Source organism: Kluyvera sp. STS39-E, assembly GCF_040932435.1.
In the GTDB taxonomy this organism is placed as follows: Bacteria; Pseudomonadota; Gammaproteobacteria; order Enterobacterales; family Enterobacteriaceae; genus Kluyvera.
This window is the reverse complement of record NZ_JBFQGA010000006.1, coordinates 241303-265672: the sequence shown is the minus strand read 5'-3', so window position 1 is coordinate 265672 and position 24370 is coordinate 241303. Positions and strand designations below refer to the sequence as shown.

Genomic DNA, 24370 nt, shown 5'->3' with positions numbered 1-24370 from the left:
TTTGTTTTTTGCACAAAAAATTAACAGTTGTTCATTTTTTAGCACATAACTCTGCATTGAAACTAAAATTACTAATATCATTTCAATTATCTAACAGCAAGCCCCAGAGTATCATGTGACGGAAATAACATTCATATGTCGGATTGAGGTAGCAACGGCAAAACGCATTCAATTGATATTTATTGAATTTTTAAAATATTCGAATTGGTTATCTCTGCAGGACCGCAGAGATTGAGGGATAGGTTTTTCTGATAATAACGGCGCGCAAAGAGACAAGGCTCTTGTTGCGCGCCGTAGAATAACTAACCGACCAAGCCCGGGAATATCGATTTGACGCCGGTAACAATAAATTCAATGCCTAGTGCCATCAATAAAAGCCCCATGATACGTGTCACCACGTTAATTCCCGTCTGCCCCAGCATACGCACCAGCCACGGGGAGATACGGAAGATCCCCCAACAGCATGCCGCGAACAGAGCAATAGAGAGCGAAAAACCGATTAAATAAGAGAAGGAATGATAACGCGTGCCCCACACAATGGTTGAGCTGATTGCCCCTGGCCCTGCCATTAATGGTAAAGCAAGCGGAACGACGCCGAGACTTTCGCGCACCGCGGTCTCTGATTTTTCCTGCTTATTCTGCTTATCTTCCCCAAGCTTGCCGCTGATCATCGACATGGCGATAGTCACCACGAGAATCCCGCCGGCAATACGGAAGGAGTCAATGGAGATGCCGAATACCTGCAGGATAAGGTCACCGAGGAATAACGACGTCAGCAAAATAATGGCAACCGAAAGGCTGGCGGTTGTATTGGTTTTGTTTCGCACCACCGCTGTCTGATTACTCGTCAGACTGATAAACACGGGGATGATCCCCACCGGGTTAACTAATGCGAACAGCCCGATGAAGAACTTAAAGAAGATAGGAAAATCAAACAGCGTTTGAATCACATGAACCCCGAAGAACCATTAAAAGTTGTAGTTGACGAACAACAAACCGTGAAATGCGCTGACAATACCTTTTTTATTAGCAGTGTTCATCTGAATTATCCATAAAAAGAGGTGTAAAACAGAGTGTTATGGATTTGTATAAACTATGCTAATGTCTCCTCTTTCGTTGCTCACGATTGATTAACAGTTTCTGCGTTTTGCTAAAGGCACCCTGCTGAAAGGTGTCAGCTTGGCCTAAATTTGATTTAGATCACGTAAATCGTACTCAGAAATGGGTAATCTGCTTACACCGAAAGGATTCAGCCAGAAAATATAATGGCGTATCTTTGAAGTTAAGCTCCTTGGCTAAATTGAAGCTCTTTTAGTAAATCAGTGGATCAGTTTGTGAATAACGCTTTGTTTTCTTAACTTTTTCACCAGCTGCAGGTGATTTGTCTATACTGACTTGTCGAGCAGATGATTCACTAAAAAAGTTTAACATTATCAGGAGAGCATTATGGCTGTTACTAATGTCGCTGAACTTAACGCACTCGTAGAGCGCGTAAAAAAAGCCCAGCGTGAATATGCCAGTTTCACTCAAGAGCAAGTTGACAAAATCTTCCGCGCCGCCGCTCTGGCCGCTGCAGATGCTCGAATCCCTCTCGCCAAAATGGCCGTTGCCGAATCAGGCATGGGTATCGTCGAAGACAAAGTGATCAAAAACCACTTCGCCTCTGAATATATCTACAACGCCTATAAAGATGAAAAGACCTGTGGTGTTCTGTCTGAAGACCAGACCTTCGGTACCATCACCATTGCTGAACCTATCGGCATTATCTGCGGTATCGTACCAACCACTAACCCAACGTCTACCGCTATCTTCAAATCGCTGATTAGCCTGAAGACACGTAACGCCATCATCTTCTCTCCGCACCCACGTGCTAAAGATGCCACTAACAAAGCAGCAGACATCGTCCTGCAGGCAGCTATTGCAGCTGGCGCCCCGAAAGATCTGATCGGCTGGATTGACCAACCGTCTGTTGAACTGTCTAACGCGCTGATGCATCACCCAGACATTAACCTGATCCTTGCGACCGGCGGTCCAGGCATGGTTAAAGCTGCATACAGCTCTGGTAAACCAGCCATCGGCGTTGGCGCAGGTAACACCCCAGTTGTTATCGACGAAACTGCAGATATCAAACGTGCTGTTGCATCTGTACTGATGTCCAAAACCTTCGATAACGGCGTAATTTGTGCTTCCGAGCAGTCCGTTGTTGTTGTTGACGCCGTATACGACGCCGTTCGTGAACGTTTCGCAAGCCACGGCGGCTACATGCTGCAGGGTAAAGAACTGAAAGCTGTTCAGGACATCATCCTGAAAAATGGCGGTCTGAACGCGGCAATCGTTGGTCAGCCGGCGCACAAAATCGCTGAACTGGCAGGCTTCACCGTACCATCAACCACCAAGATCCTGATTGGTGAAGTGAAGGTTGTTGACGAAAGCGAACCGTTTGCACACGAAAAACTGTCTCCGACTTTGGCAATGTACCGCGCGAAGAACTTCGAAGACGCTGTTGATAAAGCTGAAAAACTGGTTGCAATGGGCGGTATCGGTCATACCTCTTGCCTGTACACCGACCAGGACAACCAGCCAGAGCGCGTTGCTTACTTCGGTCAACTGATGAAAACCGCGCGTATCCTGATCAACACCCCTGCGTCTCAGGGTGGTATCGGTGACCTGTATAACTTCAAACTCGCACCTTCCCTGACTCTGGGTTGTGGTTCATGGGGTGGTAACTCCATCTCTGAAAACGTTGGTCCTAAGCACCTGATCAACAAAAAAACCGTTGCTAAGCGAGCTGAAAACATGTTGTGGCACAAACTTCCGAAATCTATCTACTTCCGTCGTGGCTCATTGCCAATCGCGCTGGATGAAGTGATTACCGATGGTCACAAACGTGCGCTGATCGTGACCGACCGCTTCCTGTTCAACAACGGCTATGCTGACCAGATCACCTCTGTTCTGAAAGCTGCTGGCGTTGAAACTGAAGTGTTCTTCGAAGTTGAAGCTGACCCAACACTGACCGTTGTACGCAAAGGCGCTGATCTGGCGAACTCCTTCAAACCAGATGTGATCATCGCACTGGGTGGCGGTTCCCCAATGGATGCGGCGAAAATCATGTGGGTTATGTACGAACACCCAGAAACTCATTTCGAAGAACTGGCGTTGCGCTTTATGGACATCCGTAAACGTATCTACAAGTTCCCGAAAATGGGCGTGAAAGCCAAAATGGTTGCGGTCACCACCACTTCCGGTACTGGCTCTGAAGTGACTCCGTTTGCGGTTGTTACCGATGATGCAACGGGTCAGAAATATCCACTGGCTGACTATGCACTGACTCCAGATATGGCTATCGTTGATGCCAACCTGGTTATGGACATGCCGAAATCACTGTGTGCATTCGGTGGTCTGGATGCCGTGACTCACGCCCTGGAAGCTTACGTTTCTGTACTGGCATCTGAGTTCTCTGACGGTCAGGCTCTGCAGGCACTGAAACTGCTGAAAGAAAACCTGCCAGCGTCCTACCATGAAGGTTCTAAGAACCCGGTAGCACGTGAGCGAGTTCACAGTGCAGCAACCATCGCAGGTATCGCATTTGCGAACGCCTTCCTGGGTGTATGTCACTCCATGGCACACAAACTGGGCTCTCAGTTCCACATTCCTCACGGTCTGGCGAACGCCCTGTTGATCAGCAACGTTATTCGCTATAACGCGAACGACAACCCAACCAAACAGACTGCATTCAGCCAGTACGACCGTCCACAGGCTCGTCGTCGCTACGCTGAAATCGCAGACCATCTGGGTCTGAGCGCACCGGGCGACCGTACTGCAGCTAAGATTGAGAAACTGCTGGGCTGGTTGGACGAAATCAAAGCGGACCTGGGGATTCCTAAGTCTATCCGTGAAGCTGGCGTGCAGGAAGCTGACTTCCTGGCAAACGTCGACAAACTGTCTGAAGATGCGTTTGATGACCAGTGTACCGGTGCTAACCCACGTTACCCACTGATTGCTGAACTCAAACAAATCCTGCTGGATACTTTCTACGGTCGTGATTACGTAGAAGGCGCTGCAGAAGAGAAGAAAGAAGCTGCACCGGCTAAAGCTGAGAAAAAAGCGAAGAAATAATCCGCTTTATCTCTGCTAAAGAGTGAACAAATTAAGCCCCATCATTGATGGGGCTTTTTTATTGCCTGCCAACAAATGCTTGAGTTTTGCTAATGTATTTGGATATCAATCAAGAGAGAAAACAGAGGATCGAAATGGCAGAACGCCCTACCCCTATACATTGCAGTTTAGGGGCAGGAAACGCATCAGGAATGATTACTCAAAACGGCAGGACTGACGGTGTTCATCCTGAATAAGGGTCAGTGAGCCCTTCTCCAACGCTTCTTTGTAGTGTTTACGGCAAACAGACACATAGCGTTCATTGCCGCCAATAACCACCTGCTCGCCTTCATTGTACGGACGACCTTGCTGATCGAGACGCAAAACCATGCTGGCTTTACGGCCGCAGAAACAAATTGTTTTGAGTTCCACCAGCTTATCTGACAGCGCCAGTAAATACTGGCTCCCCCCAAATAACTCGCCCCTGAAGTCCGTTCTCAGCCCGTAGCACAGCACCGGGATATCAAGATTGTCGACCACGTCAGAGAGCGCATAGACCTGCTCACGCGTCAGGAACTGGCATTCATCCACCAGTACGCAGTTAACCGACTCACGCGCGTTCTCTGCGTTAATTTCAGCAAACAGGTTACTGTCTTTATTAAACAGTTTCGCCGGTGAAGACAGGCCAATACGAGAACTTACTTTACCCGCGCCAAAACGATCGTCTATTTCAGCGGTATAAACGATGGTGCGCATACCACGTTCTTGGTAATTGTATGATGACTGCAACAGGGCCGTCGACTTCCCAGCGTTCATCGCTGAGTAGTAAAAATAAAGTTGTGCCATTGGCTGAGAAATCCTAATCAATGCGTTTTTTAAACGGCCCGCAGTGTAACATATTTTGCGTTCACGCTTCCTGCCTCATCCCGTCATTGTGTATGAACGCACACTCTGCTGTCGCATGCATCATAGGAAAATCACGTGGAATGTACGGATATTAAACGCTACATCGTTTTTCACTCTGTATATTTAGAGCCTAGATACAGTTAACCTCATCATATGACTGAAGTATTTACTATATCCACTCGGCAAAACCGCATGGTTTTTAGCGTCGTTACGATAAAATAGCTGACATGATGAATAGTTGAAAAATTTAATGAATCCGACATAAAAGATGTGAGCGAAACCAATTCGCGTAGCAATATGCTGGGCGTTGTTATCTGCAAATTAAACTGTTTCCGTCTGAAATAACATCGTCATAACGAGCTACCTAAACCTCCCCTTCTTCATTAGCCGCCGTGTATTGCAGCAGAGGACAGTATCAGCTTGCTACAATTTACCCGCACTAGAAAGAAGGTAAATAGATTAGAAGAGGTTAAGACAAATGATACAGCCCCATGCCAGGCAGCAACGTAGTTGAGGTGCGTAACGATTCCAAAGCTATAAAATGAAGCACAAAATGAACACCGGCTTGCTAATACATAAGGTTGATATTTATCCATGCTAGGTATATTCATGCGCATAAGCCTAGCGGCATACCGCCTGTTATCCCTTGGCCCATCGCGACAATAAGTACTACCAGAATGTGTTCCCCCCTGACAATTTAACTTATAAAAATTAATAACAGCACCAAATAACACGTTATTTTGAATTCCTTACATTCTTCCCTATTGCACAACCGATTTTATCGCTCTATTATTACAACAACAAACCACCCCACAATATAAGTTTGAGATTACTACAATGAGCGAAGCACTTAAAATTTTGAACAACATCCGTACTCTTCGTGCGCAGGCAAGAGAATGCACCCTTGAAACGCTTGAAGAAATGCTGGAAAAATTAGAAGTTGTTGTTAACGAACGTCGCGAAGAAGATAACGCTGCAGCTGCAGAAATCGAAGAACGCACTCGTAAACTGCAACAATATCGTGAAATGCTGATTGCTGACGGTATTGATCCGAACGAACTGCTGAATAGCATGGCTGCTGCTAAAACTGGCACCAAAGCTAAACGCGCTGCACGTCCGGCTAAATATAGCTACATCGACGAAAACGGCGAAGCCAAAACTTGGACTGGCCAAGGTCGTACTCCAGCAGTAATCAAAAAAGCGATGGACGAGCAGGGTAAATCCCTGGACGATTTCCTGATCAAGGATTAATCCTTACGCTTCGCGAGAATCCCGCTACGGCGGGATTTTTTATATCTGAAAAACGAACCCCACGCCATAACGTGCCAACAATAAAGCGTTCATTTTTTATCCATAATTTTTATTCGGATATAAAAAAACCGGGTTTCCCCGGTTTTAGCGGTTATCGCTAAATTACTTCGCGATATCCAGAGTATCCTGCAGCCAGGCTTTGAAATCTTCACCCAGCGTATTGTGGCGGATGCCGTATTCGACAAATGCCTGCATATAACCCAGTTTATTACCACAGTCATGGCTTTTGCCTTTCATGTGGTACGCTTCAACGGTCTCTTTTTCGATAAGCATATCGATAGCGTCGGTCAGCTGGATTTCGTCACCTGCTCCCGGAGGCGTTTTCGCCAGCAGAGGCCAGATTTCCGCACTCAGCACATAACGGCCTACAACGGCGAGATTCGATGGCGCTACGTCAGCCTTAGGTTTCTCTACCACGCCAACCATCGGTACGCTGTCGCCTGGGTTTAAGGCCGCCCCTTTGCAATCAACAACACCATATGCCGTCACGTCTGCAACCGGCTCAACCATAATCTGGCTAGCGCCCGTTTCGTCAAATCGTGCAATCATATCGGCCAAGTTATCACGGCTCAGATCTGACTCGTATTCATCGAGGATAACGTCAGGCAAAATTACCGCAACCGGCTCATCGCCAACCACCGGATGTGCGCACAGCACTGCGTGTCCAAGCCCTTTAGCCAGCCCCTGACGAACCTGCATAATGGTCACGTGCGGCGGGCAAATAGACTGTACTTCTTCCAGAAGCTGGCGTTTAACGCGCTTCTCCAGCATGGCTTCAAGCTCAAAGCTGGTATCAAAATGGTTCTCGATAGAATTCTTGGAAGAATGGGTAACCAGTACAATTTCAGTGATACCAGCTGCAATACACTCGTTCACGACATACTGAATTAAAGGCTTATCCACCAGCGGCAGCATTTCCTTAGGAATTGCTTTCGTTGCCGGTAACATCCTTGTTCCTAATCCCGCAACCGGGATTACAGCCTTTGTTACTTTCGAATTTAGGGCAGCCATTAAAATCTCCTGAACTGTTCAAACTTTGAACTTGCTCGTTAATTAAATACGCATCGAGTATATCATTACAACCTCATGAGGCTGCTCTGAAAGGACACGTTGACCTCGAATTAAGATTTATACCCGAAGACGTTGAGCTGTAGGAGGGGCGTTTCCCATTGTTCCAGTTACCTCGTGAAACATATCAACGATGAGAACCGGACTGGCTAACGCACCAGCACGCTTAATGCAGGACGAGTATATCCACATCAATGTGCGGATAGTATCACCACGGCGGATAAGCCGTTAAAGCTATCAGTATAAAAAAATTCGGTTGCTCATTCCGCAGACAACATTAAGCGTAAACGGCCACCGTTTCCCCACACTTGGCATTGCCATGAAGTACAACGCTGGCTAATTTGGTTGAGATAAGCATTTCCTAACGTGCCGAGCGGTACGCCGTTGCTTATTTGAATTTGGTGGTCACCGGTATTTAATGTGCCATTTAACCCAGCGGAGACCAGAATGAGGTTTTTCAAGCCACTGTGATAATAACCGACCAGCAACGGAAACTGACCAGGGAGGTTAGCCTGACGCAGCAGTTGATTAACTCGCTTAAGCAGACTCCCTAATTCTGGTAGCCGCTGCCCTTGATGGGACAGTTGTTCTTGCAGCAGGCCATTAAACAAAACACGCAGTAATAATGCGGCTAATACCCCATTATCACCCGCTCGCGTCACATCGAGACAATAAAATGCTAAATCGTGCTCTGATAAAGGCGCAATATCCAACACCAACCCCGGAGCATCAACGGCCATAAGCTGGCGATAATTTACGCGGCAGTGAGATATTTCCTGCTGCACCGGCGGCTGTAATTCTTGTAACAATTTAGCCGCCGCGGCTGGATTGTTAACCAGTGCATCCCAATCTTCAAATAACCGCTCTTCTTCTTCCACCCGGGAATTAAACATATTGGGATAAAGGCAGGCGAGCACGGTTTCCCGTAGGCGATTCAGATCCTTAACCGGCTTTAATAATACGTCCTGAACGCCAAGGCGCAGCGCTTTGGCAATATCAGCCATGTTTTCGGTTGCTGAGATGATAAGAATCGGCAATGTATCGCCGGCATTGCGCAGATGTTCGACCAACTGCAGCCCATTCATGCGCGGCATCGCAAGGTCGCAAATCATTAAATCGGGTTTCTGACTGGCCATCTGCGTTAGCGCATCCAAGCCGTCCTGCGCCAACAGCGTGTCCGCGCCGAGAGACGAAAGCCAAGAATCCATAAGCGAGCGGAAAACGGGTTCGTCTTCAACAATCAAAATCTGTTTTCCCGCCAACGGCTGCGTCATGATATCTCCCCTGCCCGACGATAAGTAAATAGTGGCATGCTATTGTGATAATCGCCTTTCAGAATTTGCTGAAGTAGTCAAAAAAGCACCTTAAGTGGAACTTTGCACTAAAGGTAAAAGTTCATCTGTCTTTTTTTCAACCGCTTGTTGACCCGCGGCTATTGCAGATGAAGCGCGATGAAAATCCAAGGTCGAGATCTGAGGGCAAAACGGTTGTAAAAGGATATCCGGTGGATCGCCCGCCATACGGTTGCGCTTAAGCCGATTCTCCAACACCTGTATTGAAGTCGTCATGATTTCCATCGCCGTCGGTGCCAACACCGAGCGACGAGCCGCGACGCGGCCAAGACGAGAACGCAGGCGTTCACGCCATGATAGCTCATCCGCCGATTCATTCATCTCGCCATCCGGTTGAATATTGACGGACAGGAGATCCTGCTGCATAAGATGTGCGTCATGTTGCAAATCGACAGCAATCACAATGTCCGCACCCAGCGCGCGTGTTAACGAGACCGGTACCGGGTTGACGACTGCGCCATCCACCAACCAATAACCGTTATGCTGAACCGGCGCCATCAGCCCAGGAATACTGCACGACGCCCTTACCGCCATATGCAGATCGCCTTCAGTAAACCACAGTTCTCGCCCGGTACTCAGATTGGTGGCGACCGCCGCAAAGCGCTTCTCGCAATGTTCTATCGTCTCATTGGGCATAATTTGCCGGTATTGATTAAACACCCGCTCACCGCGTAGCAATCCTCCCCGTCGCCAGGAAAGATCCATCAATCGCAATACATCCCAATAGCTGAATGAGCAGACCCACTGCTCTAATGCAGGCAGGCGGTTGCTGGCGTAGGCAGCACCGACTAGTGAACCGATTGAGCATCCGGCAACAATATCAATCTCAATGCCCATCTTTTGTAGCGCTTTAATGACGCCAATATGCGACCAGCCCCGCGCTGCCCCTGAACCTAACGCCAGGCCAATTTTGATTTTTCTCATTGTTGCTGATGAATTTCCTCTTGCTTCCAGCGTGGCATCATTGCCAGCGCTCGGTTACCATAGTGATATCAGGCGTCACATCGCCATTACTCTGTCAATTCAGGGAGACATCTTTGTCTGAACTTTGCCCTTGTGGCAGCGCTCTCGAGTATAGCTTATGTTGCCAGCGTTATCTGTCCGGCAACGAATACGCTCCAGACCCGTCACACCTTATGCGTTCCCGCTATTGCGCCTTCGTGCGTAAGGATGCAGATTATCTGGTAAAAACTTGGCACCCGAGCTGCCAAGCAGGCGCATTTCGTCACGATATCGAACAGGGCTTTGCTCATACCCAGTGGCGAGGATTGACCGTTTTTGCCACCCAAGAGAGCTCGTGTCCCGATGAAGGCTTCGTGAGCTTTGTCGCCCGTTTTACCGAGAATAACAAGAACGGCGCTATCATTGAGCGTTCACGTTTCTTAAAAGAAAACGGGCAGTGGTATTATATCGACGGCACCCGGCCCGTATTTGGCAGAAACGATCCCTGCCCGTGCGGTTCGGGGAAGAAATTTAAAAAATGCTGCGGGGATTAAACTCTGTGGATTTTGGGTTGTAGGAAGGCGGCAAGAGAGTGAATCCCAATGAGCTTACTTGAGTAAGTGATTCGGGTGAACGAACGCAGCCAACGCACCAGCAACCTGAAAGACGACGAGTTTAGACCCGATACAGCTTCGCAAACATCATCAACAGGATTTACCCGGCAATGCACTCCACTCAACGTAAAATTCTGCGCACCATCTGCCCTGACCAGAAAGGCCTGATCGCGCGCATCACTAACATTTGCTACAAGCATGAACTTAACATCGTACAGAACAATGAATTTGTTGATCACCGTACCGGACGCTTCTTTATGCGTACCGAGCTGGAAGGGATCTTCAATGACACCACCCTGCTCGCCGATTTAGACAGCGCGCTCCCGGAAGGTTCTGTTCGTGAACTCACCCCAGCCGGACGCCGTCGCATCGTCATTTTGGTCACCAAAGAAGCCCACTGCTTGGGCGACCTGCTGATGAAGGCCAACTATGGCGGCCTCGACGTTGAGATTGCCGCGGTTATCGGCAACCATGAAACGCTGCGTTCGCTGGTTGAACGCTTTGATATTCCTTTCCAGTTGGTTAGCCATGAAGGTCTTGCCCGTGAGGAGCACGATAAGCTGATGGCCGATGCTATCGACGCACATCAGCCGGATTATGTCGTGCTGGCCAAATACATGCGTGTGCTGACGCCGGAGTTTGTCGGCCGCTTCCCGAATAAGATTATCAATATTCACCATTCATTCCTGCCGGCATTTATCGGTGCACGTCCGTATCATCAGGCCTATGAGCGCGGCGTGAAGATCGTGGGCGCCACCGCGCACTACGTAAACGACAATCTGGATGAGGGTCCAATCATCATGCAGGATGTTATTCACGTCGATCACACCTACACGGCAGAAGATATGATGCGTGCCGGTCGCGACGTCGAAAAAAATGTCCTGAGCCGCGCGCTTTACCAAGTGCTAGCCCAGCGTGTGTTTGTATACGGTAACCGGACGATCATTCTTTAATCGCGAACGAAATGAATTGATTAGCTTTAATCCGTTACGGATGAAAAGTACGCAAACAGTTCATTTTCGATAAAGGAATACTTTACAGCGGCGCGTCATTTGATATGATGCGCCCCGCTTCCCGAGTAAGGGAGCAGGCCAGTAAAATCTAGCATTACCCCGTGGTGGGGTTCCCGAGCGGCCAAAGGGAGCAGACTGTAAATCTGCCGTCATCGACTTCGAAGGTTCGAATCCTTCCCCCACCACCATCACTTCTAAAAGTACTCATTCTTATAAACGCACTTTATTTCATGTTCTGCTCGTGCAGGAAAGCATTCCCCGGCGTCGCTTCGCTCGGCCGGGCTATAACGGTTTAATTCCACGGTTAAAACAGCACTGTCACCAACAGATAACTCGCCACGCATGCGCAGCTCACGCCAATCAGTCCCGGCAGGATGAAGCTGTGGTTAATAATAAATTTCCCTATGCGGGTGGTGCCAGACCGGTCGAAGCCAATACAGGCTAAATCGCTGGGATAGGTTGGCAGGACGAAATAGCCGTAAGACGCCGGGAAGAAAGCAATCAGCATTTTTGGCTCAACGCCCAGCATCAAGCCCATTGGGGCAACCGCTGTCAACGCTGCCGCCTGACTGTTCACCAGTTTTGAAACCAGAAACAGTACGATGGCGTAGGTCCACGGATGGCTTTTTACCACGCCTTCTAGGGCCATTTTCAACTCATCAAGGTGCGCCTGGAAAAAGGTATCACTCATCCACGCCACGCCGAAAACGGAGAAAATCGCCACCATACCCGCTTTAAACACCGCACCGTTAGAAATCGCGGTAGCGTTCACTTTACAGACCAGCAGCATCACCGCCCCAGCAATCAGCATCATCATCTGAATGACCAGGTTCATCGACAGCGCTTTCATTGCCCCTTTGACTTCAAACGCCGGACGTAACTCCGGAAGCGCGCCCAGCAGGACAACCACTAAAATCCCGGCAAAGAAGATCCACGTTGCCCAATACGCCTGCTTGGGGAAGGTCTGGTTCATCAGCGTTTCGCTACCACCGTAGATATATTCCCGCTGTTTCGGATCGGCAATTTTAGCCTGAAATTCCGGATCGTCCGCCAGATCCTTACCGCGCTTCAGACTCCAAAGTGCGGCGATTAGTACGCCAAACAGCGAAGCGGGCACCGAGACAGACAAGATCTCCAAAATCCCCCAAGCGCGCCCTATTCCGTGCCCAGCCGCCAAAATAGACACCAGCGATACCACGGCTACAGACACAGGGGACGCGGTAATCGCCATTTGCGAAGCGATAGAGGCCACCGCCATCGGGCGCTCAGGACGAATGCCCTTCTTCAGCGCAATATCGCCAATAATTGGGAACATGGTGTACACCACATGTCCGGTCCCGCACAGAAAGGTCAGCGTCCACGTGGTAAACGGTGCCAGCAGCGTGATGTGCTGTGGATGCTTACGCAACAGACGTTCGGCAAACTGCATCATCACATTCAGACCGCCTGCCGTTTGTAGCGTCGCCGCGCAACCGATGACGGCGAGAATCGTGAGCATCACATCCACCGGCGGCTTGCCCGGCTCCAGCCCAAAAATAAAGGTCAGAATAAACAAGCCGATACCGCTGATTAGCCCCAGCCCCATCCCACCAAAGCGTGTGCCAACCAGCAGGCACAAAATGATGACAACAAACTCGATAGTAATCATGAAAGTCCCTTAACGTGAGTAATTGCGAAAATCATTACAGAATGTAAGGGAATACGTTGGGACGCAGATCTTGTTTGTTAAATCGCCATAAAAACAATCACTTAATAACAATTAATTAACAAACGATTACCTGTAATACTTCACTCATTTGATAAACAAAAAAGCCGGAAGAGATTGCTCTCTTCCGGCTTTTTGTACTGCGGTGAAACGAAGATTAGTGACGCGCGCGAACTATCTGATATTTACGCGTCAGATACTCCACCGGCACGCTCCAGATGTGCACCAGACGTGAGAATGGGAACAGCAGGAACAGCGTCATACCCAGTACCAAGTGCATACGGTAGATAAACGCCACGCCATCAAGATGCGCCGATGCACCGCCGTGGAAGGTGACGACCGACTGTGCCCAGCCAACCAGTTTCATCATTTCGCTACCGTCCATGTGCTGAGCAGAGAACGGAATGGTCAGCAGGCCTAGGGCGCACTGGATAACCAACACGGAAAGCACCAGAATATCGGCACCGGTGGTGGTCGCACGCACGCGTGGGCTGAAAAGACGACGTTTCAACAGCAAAATGCCGCCGACCAAGCACATCAGGCCAGCCGCACCACCGCCAAACATCGCCATCTTCTGTTTCACTTCCAGTGGTAACCAGGCTTCGTACATCCAATGCGGAGTCAGCATCCCAAGGAAGTGACCGGCGAATACCCCAAGGATCCCGATATGGAACAGGTTCGACGCTAGGTTCATCCCCTTGCGGTCCAGCATCTGGCTGGACGCTGCACGCCAGGTGTACTGGCCATAGTCGTAGCGCAGCCAGCTACCAATCAAAAACACCGAACCCGCAATGTACGGATAGATGTCGAAGAAGAACATATTTAGGAAGTGCATTATTGCTGTCCTCCGTTAGAGATATTCAGATATTGCGGGGCCACGGCTCCGGCAAAACGACGCTGGTGATTGGAGATTTCCGACTCACCGCAACCCTGGTCGGCAAAGAATTTCACCTGCTCTTCTTCCCATACGGCATCCAGCGCCTGCGGCGTATCATCGCGAGCTTCGTCAGCGATTTTCTCCGCCACTTTGGCCTCGTCTACCGCACTATTTGCCAGCTTCAGCAGCTGTTCAAACAGCACCGCATAGCGGCTTTCACGCTGTTGCAGACGAGCACAAAGCAGCGCCAGAATCGGCGCGATATCGGCAAGACCGCCAATGGCTTCGCTTTCCGGCAGCTGCGCCAGATATTCAAGATACAGCGGCAGGTGATCCGGCAGTTCGCGGCTGTCGAGCACCAGGCCGTGCTGCTCGTATTGATTCAGCAGATCAACCATTGCCTGACCGCGATCGCGAGACTCGCCATGAACGTGTTCGAACAGCAGCAGCGACGTCGCGCGGCCACGGTCAAACAGTTCACTATAGGCTGCCTGCGCATCCAGCGGATCCTGCGCGGTTAAATCGCGCAGGAAGATGCCCAAAGCCTGGGCATCCGCTTTATCTAGTTTTTCTGACGACGCCAGAACCTCAAAGAGTTCGCCTTGGTGCTGCCATAAGGCAGCATCCGGGTACTCCAGCAAACGAGAGACAACCACCAGTTCAATCATGCGTGTGGCTCCGTTTTGCTGCTCACATCCACCGAATCAATACGGCGGCTGTTGAACAGGTTGAACTTAGTATCAGAACCGTGGCAGCCGTCACCGAAGCTAAAGCCGCAGCCGTTTTTCTCTGGGAAGGCGTCACGCGCCTGTTCGCGGTGGCTACTCGGCACCACGAAACGATCTTCGTAGTTAGCGATAGCCAGGTAACGATACATTTCCTGCGCCTGTGCTTCGGTCAGACCCACCTCTTCCAGCGCACGAGTATCGATAACGCCATCGACGGTTTCGGTACGTTTGAAGTGACGCATCGCCAGCATACGTTTCAGCGCCAGCAGTACCGGCTGGGTGTCACCAGCGGTCAGCAGGTTGGCCAGATACTGGACCGGGATACGCAGGCTTTCTACGTCCGGCAGAATACCGTTGCTACCCAGTTCGCCCGCGTCAGCGGCGGACTGAATTGGTGACAGCGGTGGCACGTACCAAACCATTGGTAGCGTGCGATATTCCGGGTGCAGCGGCAGCGCCAGCTTCCAGTCCATCGCCATTTTGTAAACCGGTGATTTCTGCGCCGCGTCAATCACGCTCAGCGGAATACCGTCTTTCTGCGCCTGTTCAATCACTTTCGGATCGTTTGGATCGAGGAACACATCCAACTGGCGCTGATACAGGTCTTTCTCGTTTTCAGTGCTGGCCGCATTTTCAATCGCATCCGCGTCATAAAGCAGCACGCCGAGGTAGCGGATACGACCCACGCAGGTCTCGGAACACACGGTCGGCTGACCCGCTTCGATGCGCGGGTAGCAGAAGATGCATTTTTCAGACTTGCCGCTCTTCCAGTTGAAGTAGATTTTTTTGTACGGGCAACCGGTAATACACATACGCCAGCCGCGGCATTTGTCCTGATCGATCAGCACAATGCCGTCTTCTTCACGCTTGTAGATAGCACCGCTCGGGCAGGTTGCTACACACGCCGGATTCAGGCAGTGCTCGCATAGGCGCGGCAGGTACATCATGAAGGTGTTTTCAAACTGGCCGTACATCGCCTTCTGCATGTTCTCGAAGTTTTTGTCTTTCGACAGCTTCTCGAACTCGCCGCCCAGATCGTCTTCCCAGTTCGGGCCTTTGGTGATCTTGTCCATACGCTTGCCGGTAATCAGCGAGCGAGGACGGGCAATCGGCTGGGCTTTACTGTCAGCCGGGGCGTTATGCAGCGTCTGGTAGTCGAAATCAAACGGTTCGTAGTAATCATCCAGGCCCGGCAAATGTGGGTTAGCGAAGATTTTACCCAGCAGCAGCGCTTTGTTACCCATGCGCGGCACCAGTTTGCCGTTGATCTTACGGATCCAACCGCCCTTCCATTTTTCCTGGTTTTCCCAGTCGGTAGGGAAACCGGTGCCCGGCTTGGTTTCGACGTTATTGAACCACGCGTACTCGGTCCCTTCACGGCTGGTCCAGACGTTTTTACAGGTGACTGAGCAGGTATGACAGCCGATGCATTTATCGAGATTCAGCACCATGCCGACTTGTGAACGAATTTTCATTTTACGCTCTCCTGTACCTGGTCATTGCCTTCGCCATCCAGCCAGTTAATGTTCTTCATCTTACGTACCACAACAAACTCATCACGGTTTGACCCTACGGTGCCGTAGTAGTTAAAGCCGTAGGCCAGGTGCCCATAACCACCAATCATGTGGGTTGGTTTCGGGGTAATGCGGGTGACGGAGTTGTGAATACCGCCACGTTGGCCGGTAATTTCAGAACCCGGCAGGTTCACGATACGTTCCTGCGCGTGGTACATCATGGTCATCCCAGCCGGCACACGTTGGCTCACCACCGCACGCGCGGTCAGTGCACCGTTGTTGTTGAAGACTTCGATCCAGTCGTTATCTTCAATGCCGATCTCTTTGGCGTCTTCTTCGCTCATCCACACCACCGGACCGCCACGACCTAAGGTCAGCATCAGCAAGTTGTCGCTGTAGGTTGAGTGAATGCCCCATTTCTGGTGCGGCGTCAGGAAGTTCAGCGCCTTCTCTGGGTTGCCATTCGATTTCTTGCCCATCACCTCTTTCACCGAACGGGTATCAATCGGCGGACGGTAAACCAGTAGGCTTTCACCGAAGTCACGCATCCACTGGTGATCCTGATACAGCGACTGACGGCCGGTCAGCGTACGCCATGGGATCAGCTCGTGAACGTTGGTGTAACCGGCGTTATAGGAGACATGCTCATCTTCAAGGCCAGACCACGTTGGGCTGGAGATAATCTTGCGCGGTTGCGCCTGAATATCACGGAAGCGAATTTTCTCGTCTTCTTTATTGAGCGCCAGGTGCGTATGGTCGCGACCGGTAAACTCACTCAACGCCGCCCAAGCTTTCACCGCCACCTGACCGTTAGTTTCCGGTGCAAGCGTGAGGATCATTTCCGCCGCGTCAATCGCCGTATCCAGCATCGGCTGGCCTTTGGCTGGGCCTTCCGCTTTGGTGTAGTTGAGCTTACGCAGCAGATCCATTTCGCTCTGGGTATTCCAAGCAATACCTTTACCGCCGTTACCGATTTTTTCCATCAATGGACCGATGGAGGTAAAGCGTTCGTAGGTTGCCGGATAGTCGCGTTCAACCGGAATAATGTGCGGTGCGGTTTTGCCCGGGATCAGGTCGCATTCGCCTTTTTTCCAGTCTTTAACATCTAGCGGCTGCGCCAGTTCAGCGGCGGAGTCGTGCTGGATTGGCAGCGTTACCACGTCGGTTTCTTTGCCGAGGTGCCCCACGCAGACTTCAGAGAATTTCTTCGCGATGCCTTTATAGATATCCCAGTCGCTTTTCGACTCCCAGGCCGGGTCAACGGCGGCAGACAGCGGATGAATAAACGGATGCATATCCGAGGTATTCATGTCGTCTTTTTCGTACCAGGTCGCGGTTGGCAGGACGATATCGGAATACAGACAGGTGCTCGACAGACGGAAGTCCAGCGTCACCACCAGATCCAATTTGCCGTCAAGGCCGTTATCCTGCCACTCCACTTCTTCCGGCTTCATGCCGCCCTGCTTGCCCAGATCCAGCCCCTGAATACCGTGCTCAGTACCCAGCAGGTACTTCAGCATGTACTCATGACCTTTACCGGAAGAACCCAGCAGGTTAGAACGCCAGATGAACAGGTTGCGCGGGTGGTTTTTACCGTTTTCCGGCTGTTCAGCCGCAAAGCGAATCGTGCCTTCTTTCAGCGCTTTCACGGTGTAGTCAACCGGGGTCATACCGGCTTTCTTCGCTTCATCGGCGATACGCAGCGGGTTAGTGCCAAGCTGTGGTGCAGATGGCAGCCAGCCCATACGTTCAGCACGGACGTTGAAGTCCAGCAGGTGGCCGGTATAGCGAGATTTATCCGCCAGCGGTGACAGCAACTCTTGCGCGGTAACCGACTCGTAGCGCCATTGGCTGGAGTGGTTATAGAAGTAAGAAGTGCTGTTCATGTGACGTGCCGGACGCTGCCAGTCAAGGGCAAACGCCAGTGGCTGCCAACCGGTCTGTGGACGCAGTTTTTCCTGGCCGACATAGTGTGCCCAGCCGCCGCCGCTTTGACCGACGCAGCCGCAGAACACCAGCATGTTGATAAGACCGCGATAGTTCATATCGAGGTGATACCAGTGGTTCAGACCCGCGCCGACGATAATCATCGAACGACCGTGCGTCTTATCAGCGTTATCAGCGAATTCACGCGCGGTACGAATGATATGCGCACGCGGTACGCCGGTGATTTTTTCTGCCCACGCCGGGGTATACGCCTTCATGTCATCGTAGCTGGAAGCGCAGTTTTCGTCGTTCAGACCGCGTTCCAGACCATAGTTGGCCATGGTTAAGTCGTAAACGGTGGTCACCAGTGCCGTCGTGCCATCCGCCAACTGCAGGCGCTTAACCGGCAGTTTGTGCAGCAGAATGTTTTCCAGTTCCACGCTGGTGAAATGTTCGGTGCCTTCGCCGCCAAAGTACGGGAAACCAACCTGCGCGATATCATCCTGGCTACCCAGCAGGCTCAGCTGCAGTTCCGTTTCGTCACCGGATTTGCCGTCGCGCTGTTCAAGGTTCCACTTGCCTTTTTCGCCCCAGCGGAAACCGATGGAACCGTTTGGTGCCACCATGTCGCCGTCGGCATTGACCGCGACGGTTTTCCATTCAGGGTTGTTTTCCTGACCCAGAGAATCCACCAGATCGGAAGCGCGCAGCATACGGCCTGCGGCGTAGTAGCCTTCACGCTCTTCGAGCATCACCAGCATCGGCATATCGGTATAACGACGCACATAGTCGGTGAAGTACTGGCTCGGTTTATCGAGGTGGAATTCTCGCAGCATCACGTGGCCCATCGCCAGCGCCATTGCCGCATCGGTACCCTGTTTTGGTGCTAACCACAGATCGCAAAGTTTAGCGATTTCGGCATAGTCCGGCGTGATGGCGACAGTTTTGGTGCCTTTATAGCGAACTTCAGTGAAGAAGTGCGCATCCGGGGTACGGGTCTGCGGAACGTTAGAGCCCCAAGCGATGATATAGCTGGAGTTGTACCAGTCGGCGGATTCCGGCACGTCGGTTTGCTCGCCCCAAGTCTGCGGTGACGCAGGTGGCAGGTCGCAATACCAGTCGTAGAAGCTTAGGCAGGTGCCGCCAATCAGTGACAGGTAACGGGCGCCGGAAGCGTAGGAAACCATGGACATCGCCGGGATCGGCGAGAAGCCAGCCACGCGGTCCGGGCCGTAGGTTTTGACGGTGTAAACGTTCGAGGCCGCAATCAGCTCATTCACTTCCTGCCAGGATGAACGCACGAAACCACCGCGTCCACGGGCCTGTTTGAAGCTTTTGGCTTTATCGGCGTCTTCAATAATGGATGCCCATGCATCAACCGGATCGCTGTGCAGTTTTTTCGCTTCACGCCACATTTTCATCAGGCGTTTGCGCATCAGCGGATATTTCAGACGGTTGGCACTATAGAGATACCAAGAATAGCTCGCCCCGCGCGGACAGCCGCGTGGCTCGTGATTTGGTAGGTCAGGTCGGGTGCGTGGATAGTCGGTCTGCTGGGTTTCCCAGGTGACGAGGCCATTTTTAACGTAGATTTTCCAGCTGCAAGAACCGGTGCAGTTCACGCCGTGCGTTGAACGAACAACCTTGTCATGCTGCCAACGCTGACGGTATCCATCTTCCCAATCCCGGTTGGTATCTAGAATCTGTCCGTGCCCATCGGCAAAAGTTTCGCCCTTTTGTTTAAAGTAGCGAAACCGGTCCAGGAATTTACTCATCGGGTCTCTCCTGTTTGGAGCCTCACGGCTCTCTGATAAGTCGACATTGCTCAATTTGCAGCGAAGGTAACGCGCTGAAAGATGGGGGGAATTGATAACGATCAAGATGGCCTTTCTTAACAAACGCCACAAAAAAGGCTCATACCACCAAGGTGGTATTCAAACTTATTTTTCAATTGCCTGTAAAATAAGGATTTTTCAGCAAATAGCATTATTGCAAAGTGTAAAAATCACCGCCGTCGGTATTAAGGGGTAGACGCTTTATCGACCCTGCAAAGCGATAACGAGCGCCGGGCTAACCGGTTTATTCACACCAACAGTATGTTGTAACTAAGCGAACATAAAAATAAAGGCGCAGATCTCCGCGCCTTTATTCATTAATAACGACTTGCGTTATTTTTTCGCTTTACGCCCATACACTACCCACGTCACCACTACGCAGACAATATAGAACACGAGGAAGACTTTCATCGCGCCGGCTGGCGAGCCGGTTAATTCCAGCGAAGTGCCGAACGCTTTCGGAATAAAGAAGCCGCCAATCGCGCCGATAGCCGAAATAAAGCCCAGCGCCGCCGCGGTGTCAGTGGCCGCTTCACGCATTGCTTTTTCTTCTGTGCCGCCTTCCGCCTTCACGCGATCCATCGTCAACTTACGGAAGATCACCGAAATCATCTGGAAGGTAGAACCGCTACCCAGACCTGCCGTCATGAACAGCCCCAGGAAGACCACGTAGAAAGCAATAAAGCTGCCGCCTTCGCCGTTAGCCGGCAGGGTCAGGAACAGCAACGCACTGAACAATGCCATCAGAATGAAGTTAACCAGCGTAACGCGAGTGCCGCCCAGACGGTCAGAAATCGCCCCGCCCGCAGAACGTGCCAGCGCACCGATAAACGGACCAAAGAAGGCGTAATGCAGGATCTGAATTTCAGGGAACTGGGTTTTCGACAGCATCGCAAAACCGGCCGAGAAGCCGATGAACGAGCCGAAGGTCGCCAGATAAAGCAGGCTCATGATCCACAGGTGACCGCGCTTAAGCACCGGCAGCTGTTCTTTCAGAGAAGCTTTAGAGGTTGCCAGTTCGTTCATACCAAACCAAGCCGCCACGGTGAAGATGGCCAAGAACGGCACCCAAATCCACGCGGCGTTCGCCAAGAACAACTCAGAGCCGTCAGGCTGAGCCACGCCCTGGCTGCCAAAAACGGCGAAGATAGACAGCGAAATCGCCAGTGGAGCCACCAGCTGCATCACGCTCACGCCCATATTACCCAGACCGCCGTTTAAACCCAGCGCACCACCCTGCTTCTGTTTCGGGAAGAAGAAGCTGATGTTTGCCATACTGGAAGCGAAGTTGGCGCCGGCAAAACCGCACAGCAGAGAAATGATGATGAAGGTGCTAAACGGCGTCGTGGTATCCTGAACCGCAAACCCTAACCAAACGCAGGGAATGATAAGGATCCCGGTACTAAACGCCGTCCAGCGACGGCCGCCGAAGATTGGTACCATAAAGGAATACGGTACACGCAGCAGCGCCCCGGAGACCGACGGCAGCGCCGTCAGCATGAAGAGCTGATCGGTTGTAAACTGGAAGCCCACTTTAGGTAAATTAACCGCCACGGCGCTAAACAGCATCCATACGCAGAACGCCAGCAGCAAACACGGTACTGAAATCCACAGGTTCCGGCTTGCGACGCGGTGGCCGCGTTCTTGCCAGAACGCCGGATCTTCCGGACGCCAGTCGGTAATGACAGCGCCGGTAGCCCTTTCGGGGGCAGTGGAGTGACTCATAGACACCTCTGATTATTAATATTAACCCTTGCACAGTAGGGTTTACACCGCGCGGTAAGTTGATATAAATCAAAGGAAAAGTCGTCCATGTTACGGTCAAAAAAACATCATCACCCTTTATGGGTAGGCTTTTATTGATAAAAAAACCTGCTTTATCACGTGGCTGTTACTCCGTTACTCCTTTACCCCCGGCATCTTGGCTATTATGGAAATAAAGGAGTACCTCTAATTGGGTATGGGTATACTCCAGGCGATAGCCGAAAATAACGCCACTCGCCGGAGAGTCTTCCGCTAGGAGCCATGTCGCACCATGTTTAGACGTTTATTTACACCACTGACGCTAGTGAATCAACTGGCGCTGATCGTACTGCTGTCTACCCTGATTGGGGTGGCGAGTATGATGATATCCGCACGCCTGATAAACGGCGTCCAGGGTAGCGCTCATGCCATCAACCAGGCCGGCTCTCTGCGTATGCAAAGCTATCGCCTGCTGGCCGCGATTCCGGTGAAAGAGAGCGACCAAGTCCTATTTGATGAAATGCAGCAGACCGTGTTCAGCCCAGAACTGCAGCTCGCCGCCGAACGCGATGGCCAGGTTAAACAATTGGCCTCTCTGCAGCAGTACTGGCTAACACATCTGGCGCCAGACATCCACAACGCACAAACTCAGACGGCGGTGGTCAACGATCTCACCGGCTTCGTTAACCGTATCAATCAGCTGGTGACCGTTTTCGATCACACCACCGAGGAGCGCATTTCCCACGTGGTATGGATGCACCGGCTGATGGCGCTGTTTATGGCGCTGCTGTTTATTTTCACCGTGTTCTGGCTACGCAGCCGTCTGTTGCATCCGTGGCGACAGCTGCTGAGAATGGCTGAAGCCATCAGTCACCGTGATTTTACCTACCGCGCGCAAATCAGCGGCCGCAATGAAATGGCGACGCTGGGCATGGCGCTGAATAATATGTCCGCCGAACTTGCCGAAAGCTATGCGTCGCTGGAGCGCCGCGTGCAGGAAAAAACCGCCGGTCTTGAGCAAAAAAATGCCATCCTCTCCTTCCTGTGGCAGGCCAACCGTCGCCTGCACGCCAGCGTGCCGCTGTGTGAACGCATCTCACCGGTGCTGAACGGGCTACAGGAACTGACGCCGCTGCGGGAAATTGAAGTCCGGGTTTACGATACCGAGGACGAAGAGAATCATCAGGAATTTAGCTGTCATTCCGGCTGGGAGTGCGATGATAAAGGCTGCTATCTCTGCCCGCGCGACATCGACACCTCCTCCCCGGTCGGCGCAACCTTAAAATGGCGGCTGACCGATCCGCGTAACCAGTACGGTATTCTGCTTGCCACGCTGCCAGAGGGCCGCGAACTGAGCCACGATCAGCAGCAGTTAGTCGACACCTTACTGGAGCAGCTCACCTCGACGCTGGCGCTGGACAAGCAGTTAGAACGTCAACAGCAGCTGATTGTCATGGAAGAACGCACCACCATCGCTCGGGAACTGCATGACTCCATCGCTCAGTCGCTCTCTTGTATGAAAATGCAGATTAGCTGTTTGCAGATGATGCAAAACGAACACTCTTCGCCAGAAAGCCGCGAACTGCTGAGCCAGGTGCGTAATGAATTAAATACCTCGTGGGCGCAGCTGCGCGAGCTGTTGACCACCTTCCGCCTGAAGCTGACCGAGTCCGGTCTGCGTCCAGCGCTGGAGTCCAGCTGTCAGGAATACAGCAACCACTTTGGCTTCCCGGTTCAGCTTGATTATCAGCTGCCACCGCGCTACGTACCGTCGCATCAGGCGATTCACGTGTTGCAAATTGCGCGTGAGGCGCTGAGCAATGCCTTAAAACATTCACAGGCTACGGAAGTGAAGGTCAGCGTGACCCAACACGGTAACCAGGTGAAAATGGTGGTTGCTGATAACGGCTGCGGCGTGCCGCAGCACGCTGAACGCAGCAACCACTATGGTCTTATTATTATGCGTGACCGCACGCAGAGCCTGCGTGGCGATTGCCAGGTTCGACGCCGCGAAGTTGGCGGCACCGAAGTTGTGGTTACGTTTGTCCCCGAAAAATCGCTTTCAACTCCCCAAGGAGAAATCCATGAGTAATCAGGAACGGGCTACAATCCTGCTAATTGACGATCATCCCATGCTGCGCACCGGCGTAAAACAGCTGGTCAGTATGGCATCGGATATTCAGGTCGTGGGCGAAGCCAGCAACGGTGAGCAAGGCATTGAGCTGGCAGAATCGCTCGATCCTGACCTGATCCTGCTTGACCTCAACATGCCCGGCATGAATGGGCTGGAAACGCTGGACAGGCTGCGTGAAAAGTCGCTTTCCGGCCGCGTTGTCGTGTTTAGCGTCTCCAACCACGAAGAAGACGTGGTCACCGCCTTAAAACGCGGCGCTGACGGCTATCTGCTTAAAGATATGGAACCGGAAGATTTGCTGAAAGCCCTGCAACAAGCGGCGGCAGGTGAAATGGTGCTTAGCGAAGCGTTAACCCCAGTGCTGGCCGCCAGCCTGCGTGCCAACCGCGCAACCTCGGATCGTGACATCAACCAGTTGACCCCACGCGAACGCGATATTCTCAAGCTTATTGCCCAGGGTCTGCCGAACAAAATGATTGCCCGTCGCCTCGACATTACCGAAAGCACCGTCAAGGTTCACGTCAAACATATGCTCAAAAAGATGAAGCTGAAATCCCGCGTTGAAGCTGCCGTTTGGGTGCATCAGGATCGTATTTTCTGATAGTGC

Annotated in this window: 17 protein-coding genes and 1 tRNA gene; 7 read left to right on the top strand and 11 right to left on the bottom strand. The window is 51.5% G+C overall.

What is annotated here, in order from left to right; all coding sequences use genetic code 11:
- Window positions 1-302: 302 nt before the first annotated feature.
- A complete protein-coding gene (locus AB4K05_RS15305) occupies window positions 303-950 on the bottom strand; it encodes a YchE family NAAT transporter (RefSeq protein ID WP_368480789.1) in 648 nt (215 codons plus the stop codon).
- A gap of 496 nt (window positions 951-1446) precedes the next feature.
- Here AB4K05_RS15305 and adhE point away from each other — a divergent pair, with 496 nt between their 5' ends.
- On the top strand, window positions 1447-4116 hold the full coding sequence (gene adhE, locus AB4K05_RS15300; RefSeq protein ID WP_368480788.1) for a bifunctional acetaldehyde-CoA/alcohol dehydrogenase: 2670 nt from the start codon (window positions 1447-1449) through the stop codon (window positions 4114-4116).
- A gap of 195 nt (window positions 4117-4311) precedes the next feature.
- On the opposite strand, the gene tdk is transcribed toward adhE, so the two are convergent.
- A complete protein-coding gene (gene tdk / locus AB4K05_RS15295) occupies window positions 4312-4941 on the bottom strand; it encodes a thymidine kinase (protein WP_368480787.1) in 630 nt (209 codons plus the stop codon).
- Window positions 4942-5838: 897 nt separating this feature from the next.
- Here tdk and hns point away from each other — a divergent pair.
- Window positions 5839-6252, top strand: coding sequence for a histone-like nucleoid-structuring protein H-NS (hns, locus tag AB4K05_RS15290; RefSeq protein WP_368480786.1), 414 nt, complete (start codon window positions 5839-5841; stop codon window positions 6250-6252).
- 162 nt (window positions 6253-6414) lie between these two features.
- On the opposite strand, the gene galU is transcribed toward hns, so the two are convergent.
- The 3 genes from galU to rssA all read right to left on the bottom strand — a co-directional run bounded on the left by galU (window position 6415) and on the right by rssA (window position 9656).
- The gene (gene galU, locus AB4K05_RS15285) at window positions 6415-7323 is read right to left on the bottom strand and encodes a UTP--glucose-1-phosphate uridylyltransferase GalU (RefSeq protein ID WP_368480785.1); all 909 of its coding nucleotides are present in this window, start codon (window positions 7321-7323) and stop codon (window positions 6415-6417) included.
- Window positions 7324-7640: 317 nt separating this feature from the next.
- Entirely contained in the window at window positions 7641-8654 is a 1014-nt protein-coding gene (gene rssB / locus AB4K05_RS15280; protein WP_368480784.1) for a two-component system response regulator RssB, read from the bottom strand.
- Between the two features lie 90 nt (window positions 8655-8744).
- The gene (gene rssA / locus AB4K05_RS15275; RefSeq protein ID WP_368480783.1) at window positions 8745-9656 is read right to left on the bottom strand and encodes a patatin-like phospholipase RssA; all 912 of its coding nucleotides are present in this window, start codon (window positions 9654-9656) and stop codon (window positions 8745-8747) included.
- A gap of 113 nt (window positions 9657-9769) precedes the next feature.
- On the opposite strand from rssA, the gene AB4K05_RS15270 reads away from it, so the two are divergent.
- From AB4K05_RS15270 to AB4K05_RS15260, 3 genes are all read left to right on the top strand, one after another.
- On the top strand, window positions 9770-10228 hold the full coding sequence (locus AB4K05_RS15270; protein WP_368480782.1) for a YchJ family protein: 459 nt from the start codon (window positions 9770-9772) through the stop codon (window positions 10226-10228).
- Window positions 10229-10398: 170 nt separating this feature from the next.
- A complete protein-coding gene (gene purU / locus AB4K05_RS15265; RefSeq protein WP_368480781.1) occupies window positions 10399-11241 on the top strand; it encodes a formyltetrahydrofolate deformylase in 843 nt (280 codons plus the stop codon).
- Between the two features lie 163 nt (window positions 11242-11404).
- Window positions 11405-11489, top strand: a tRNA-Tyr gene (locus tag AB4K05_RS15260).
- Window positions 11490-11605: 116 nt separating this feature from the next.
- Here the strand turns inward: AB4K05_RS15260 and AB4K05_RS15255 are convergent.
- From AB4K05_RS15255 to AB4K05_RS15230, 6 genes are all read right to left on the bottom strand, one after another.
- Window positions 11606-12949 (bottom strand): anaerobic C4-dicarboxylate transporter, encoded by a 1344-nt coding sequence (locus tag AB4K05_RS15255; RefSeq protein ID WP_368480780.1) that lies wholly within the window; start codon window positions 12947-12949, stop codon window positions 11606-11608.
- Window positions 12950-13163: 214 nt separating this feature from the next.
- Window positions 13164-13841, bottom strand: coding sequence for a respiratory nitrate reductase subunit gamma (gene narI, locus AB4K05_RS15250; protein WP_368480779.1), 678 nt, complete (start codon window positions 13839-13841; stop codon window positions 13164-13166).
- Window positions 13841-14551 carry a nitrate reductase molybdenum cofactor assembly chaperone gene (gene narJ / locus AB4K05_RS15245; protein WP_368480778.1) on the bottom strand — a complete coding sequence of 237 codons (711 nt, stop codon included), beginning with the start codon at window positions 14549-14551 and terminating at the stop codon, window positions 13841-13843. The genes narI and narJ overlap by 1 nt, the downstream gene beginning before the upstream one ends.
- Complete coding sequence (narH, locus tag AB4K05_RS15240; protein WP_368480777.1) at window positions 14548-16086, bottom strand: nitrate reductase subunit beta; 1539 nt, start codon at window positions 16084-16086, stop codon at window positions 14548-14550. The genes narJ and narH overlap by 4 nt, the downstream gene beginning before the upstream one ends.
- On the bottom strand, window positions 16083-19826 hold the full coding sequence (locus AB4K05_RS15235) for a nitrate reductase subunit alpha (RefSeq protein WP_368480776.1): 3744 nt from the start codon (window positions 19824-19826) through the stop codon (window positions 16083-16085). The genes narH and AB4K05_RS15235 overlap by 4 nt, the downstream gene beginning before the upstream one ends.
- A gap of 393 nt (window positions 19827-20219) precedes the next feature.
- Window positions 20220-21611, bottom strand: a complete 1392-nt coding sequence (locus AB4K05_RS15230; protein WP_368480775.1) for a NarK family nitrate/nitrite MFS transporter — start codon at window positions 21609-21611, stop codon at window positions 20220-20222.
- Between the two features lie 310 nt (window positions 21612-21921).
- Here AB4K05_RS15230 and narX point away from each other — a divergent pair, with 310 nt between their 5' ends.
- Together narX and narL are read left to right on the top strand one after the other, a co-directional pair.
- The gene (narX, locus tag AB4K05_RS15225; RefSeq protein ID WP_368480774.1) at window positions 21922-23721 is read left to right on the top strand and encodes a nitrate/nitrite two-component system sensor histidine kinase NarX; all 1800 of its coding nucleotides are present in this window, start codon (window positions 21922-21924) and stop codon (window positions 23719-23721) included.
- On the top strand, window positions 23714-24364 hold the full coding sequence (narL, locus tag AB4K05_RS15220; protein ID WP_368480773.1) for a two-component system response regulator NarL: 651 nt from the start codon (window positions 23714-23716) through the stop codon (window positions 24362-24364). The genes narX and narL overlap by 8 nt, the downstream gene beginning before the upstream one ends.
- Window positions 24365-24370 lie beyond the last annotated feature (6 nt).

Bases quoted from the DNA above. Each gene is read 5' to 3' on its own strand.
- narL (WP_368480773.1), top strand. From the start codon at position 23,714: ATGAGTAATCAGGAACGGGCTACAATCCTGCTAATTGACGATCATCCC.
- narJ (WP_368480778.1), bottom strand. From the start codon at position 14,551: ATGATTGAACTGGTGGTTGTCTCTCGTTTGCTGGAGTACCCGGATGCT.
- AB4K05_RS15235 (WP_368480776.1), bottom strand. From the start codon at position 19,826: ATGAGTAAATTCCTGGACCGGTTTCGCTACTTTAAACAAAAGGGCGAA.
- purU (WP_368480781.1), top strand. From the start codon at position 10,399: ATGCACTCCACTCAACGTAAAATTCTGCGCACCATCTGCCCTGACCAG.
- galU (WP_368480785.1), bottom strand. From the start codon at position 7,323: ATGGCTGCCCTAAATTCGAAAGTAACAAAGGCTGTAATCCCGGTTGCG.
- narI (WP_368480779.1), bottom strand. From the start codon at position 13,841: ATGCACTTCCTAAATATGTTCTTCTTCGACATCTATCCGTACATTGCG.
- AB4K05_RS15230 (WP_368480775.1), bottom strand. From the start codon at position 21,611: ATGAGTCACTCCACTGCCCCCGAAAGGGCTACCGGCGCTGTCATTACC.
- rssB (WP_368480784.1), bottom strand. From the start codon at position 8,654: ATGACGCAGCCGTTGGCGGGAAAACAGATTTTGATTGTTGAAGACGAA.
- tdk (WP_368480787.1), bottom strand. From the start codon at position 4,941: ATGGCACAACTTTATTTTTACTACTCAGCGATGAACGCTGGGAAGTCG.
- hns (WP_368480786.1), top strand. From the start codon at position 5,839: ATGAGCGAAGCACTTAAAATTTTGAACAACATCCGTACTCTTCGTGCG.
- rssA (WP_368480783.1), bottom strand. From the start codon at position 9,656: ATGAGAAAAATCAAAATTGGCCTGGCGTTAGGTTCAGGGGCAGCGCGG.
- narH (WP_368480777.1), bottom strand. From the start codon at position 16,086: ATGAAAATTCGTTCACAAGTCGGCATGGTGCTGAATCTCGATAAATGC.
- narX (WP_368480774.1), top strand. From the start codon at position 21,922: ATGTTTAGACGTTTATTTACACCACTGACGCTAGTGAATCAACTGGCG.
- AB4K05_RS15255 (WP_368480780.1), bottom strand. From the start codon at position 12,949: ATGATTACTATCGAGTTTGTTGTCATCATTTTGTGCCTGCTGGTTGGC.
- adhE (WP_368480788.1), top strand. From the start codon at position 1,447: ATGGCTGTTACTAATGTCGCTGAACTTAACGCACTCGTAGAGCGCGTA.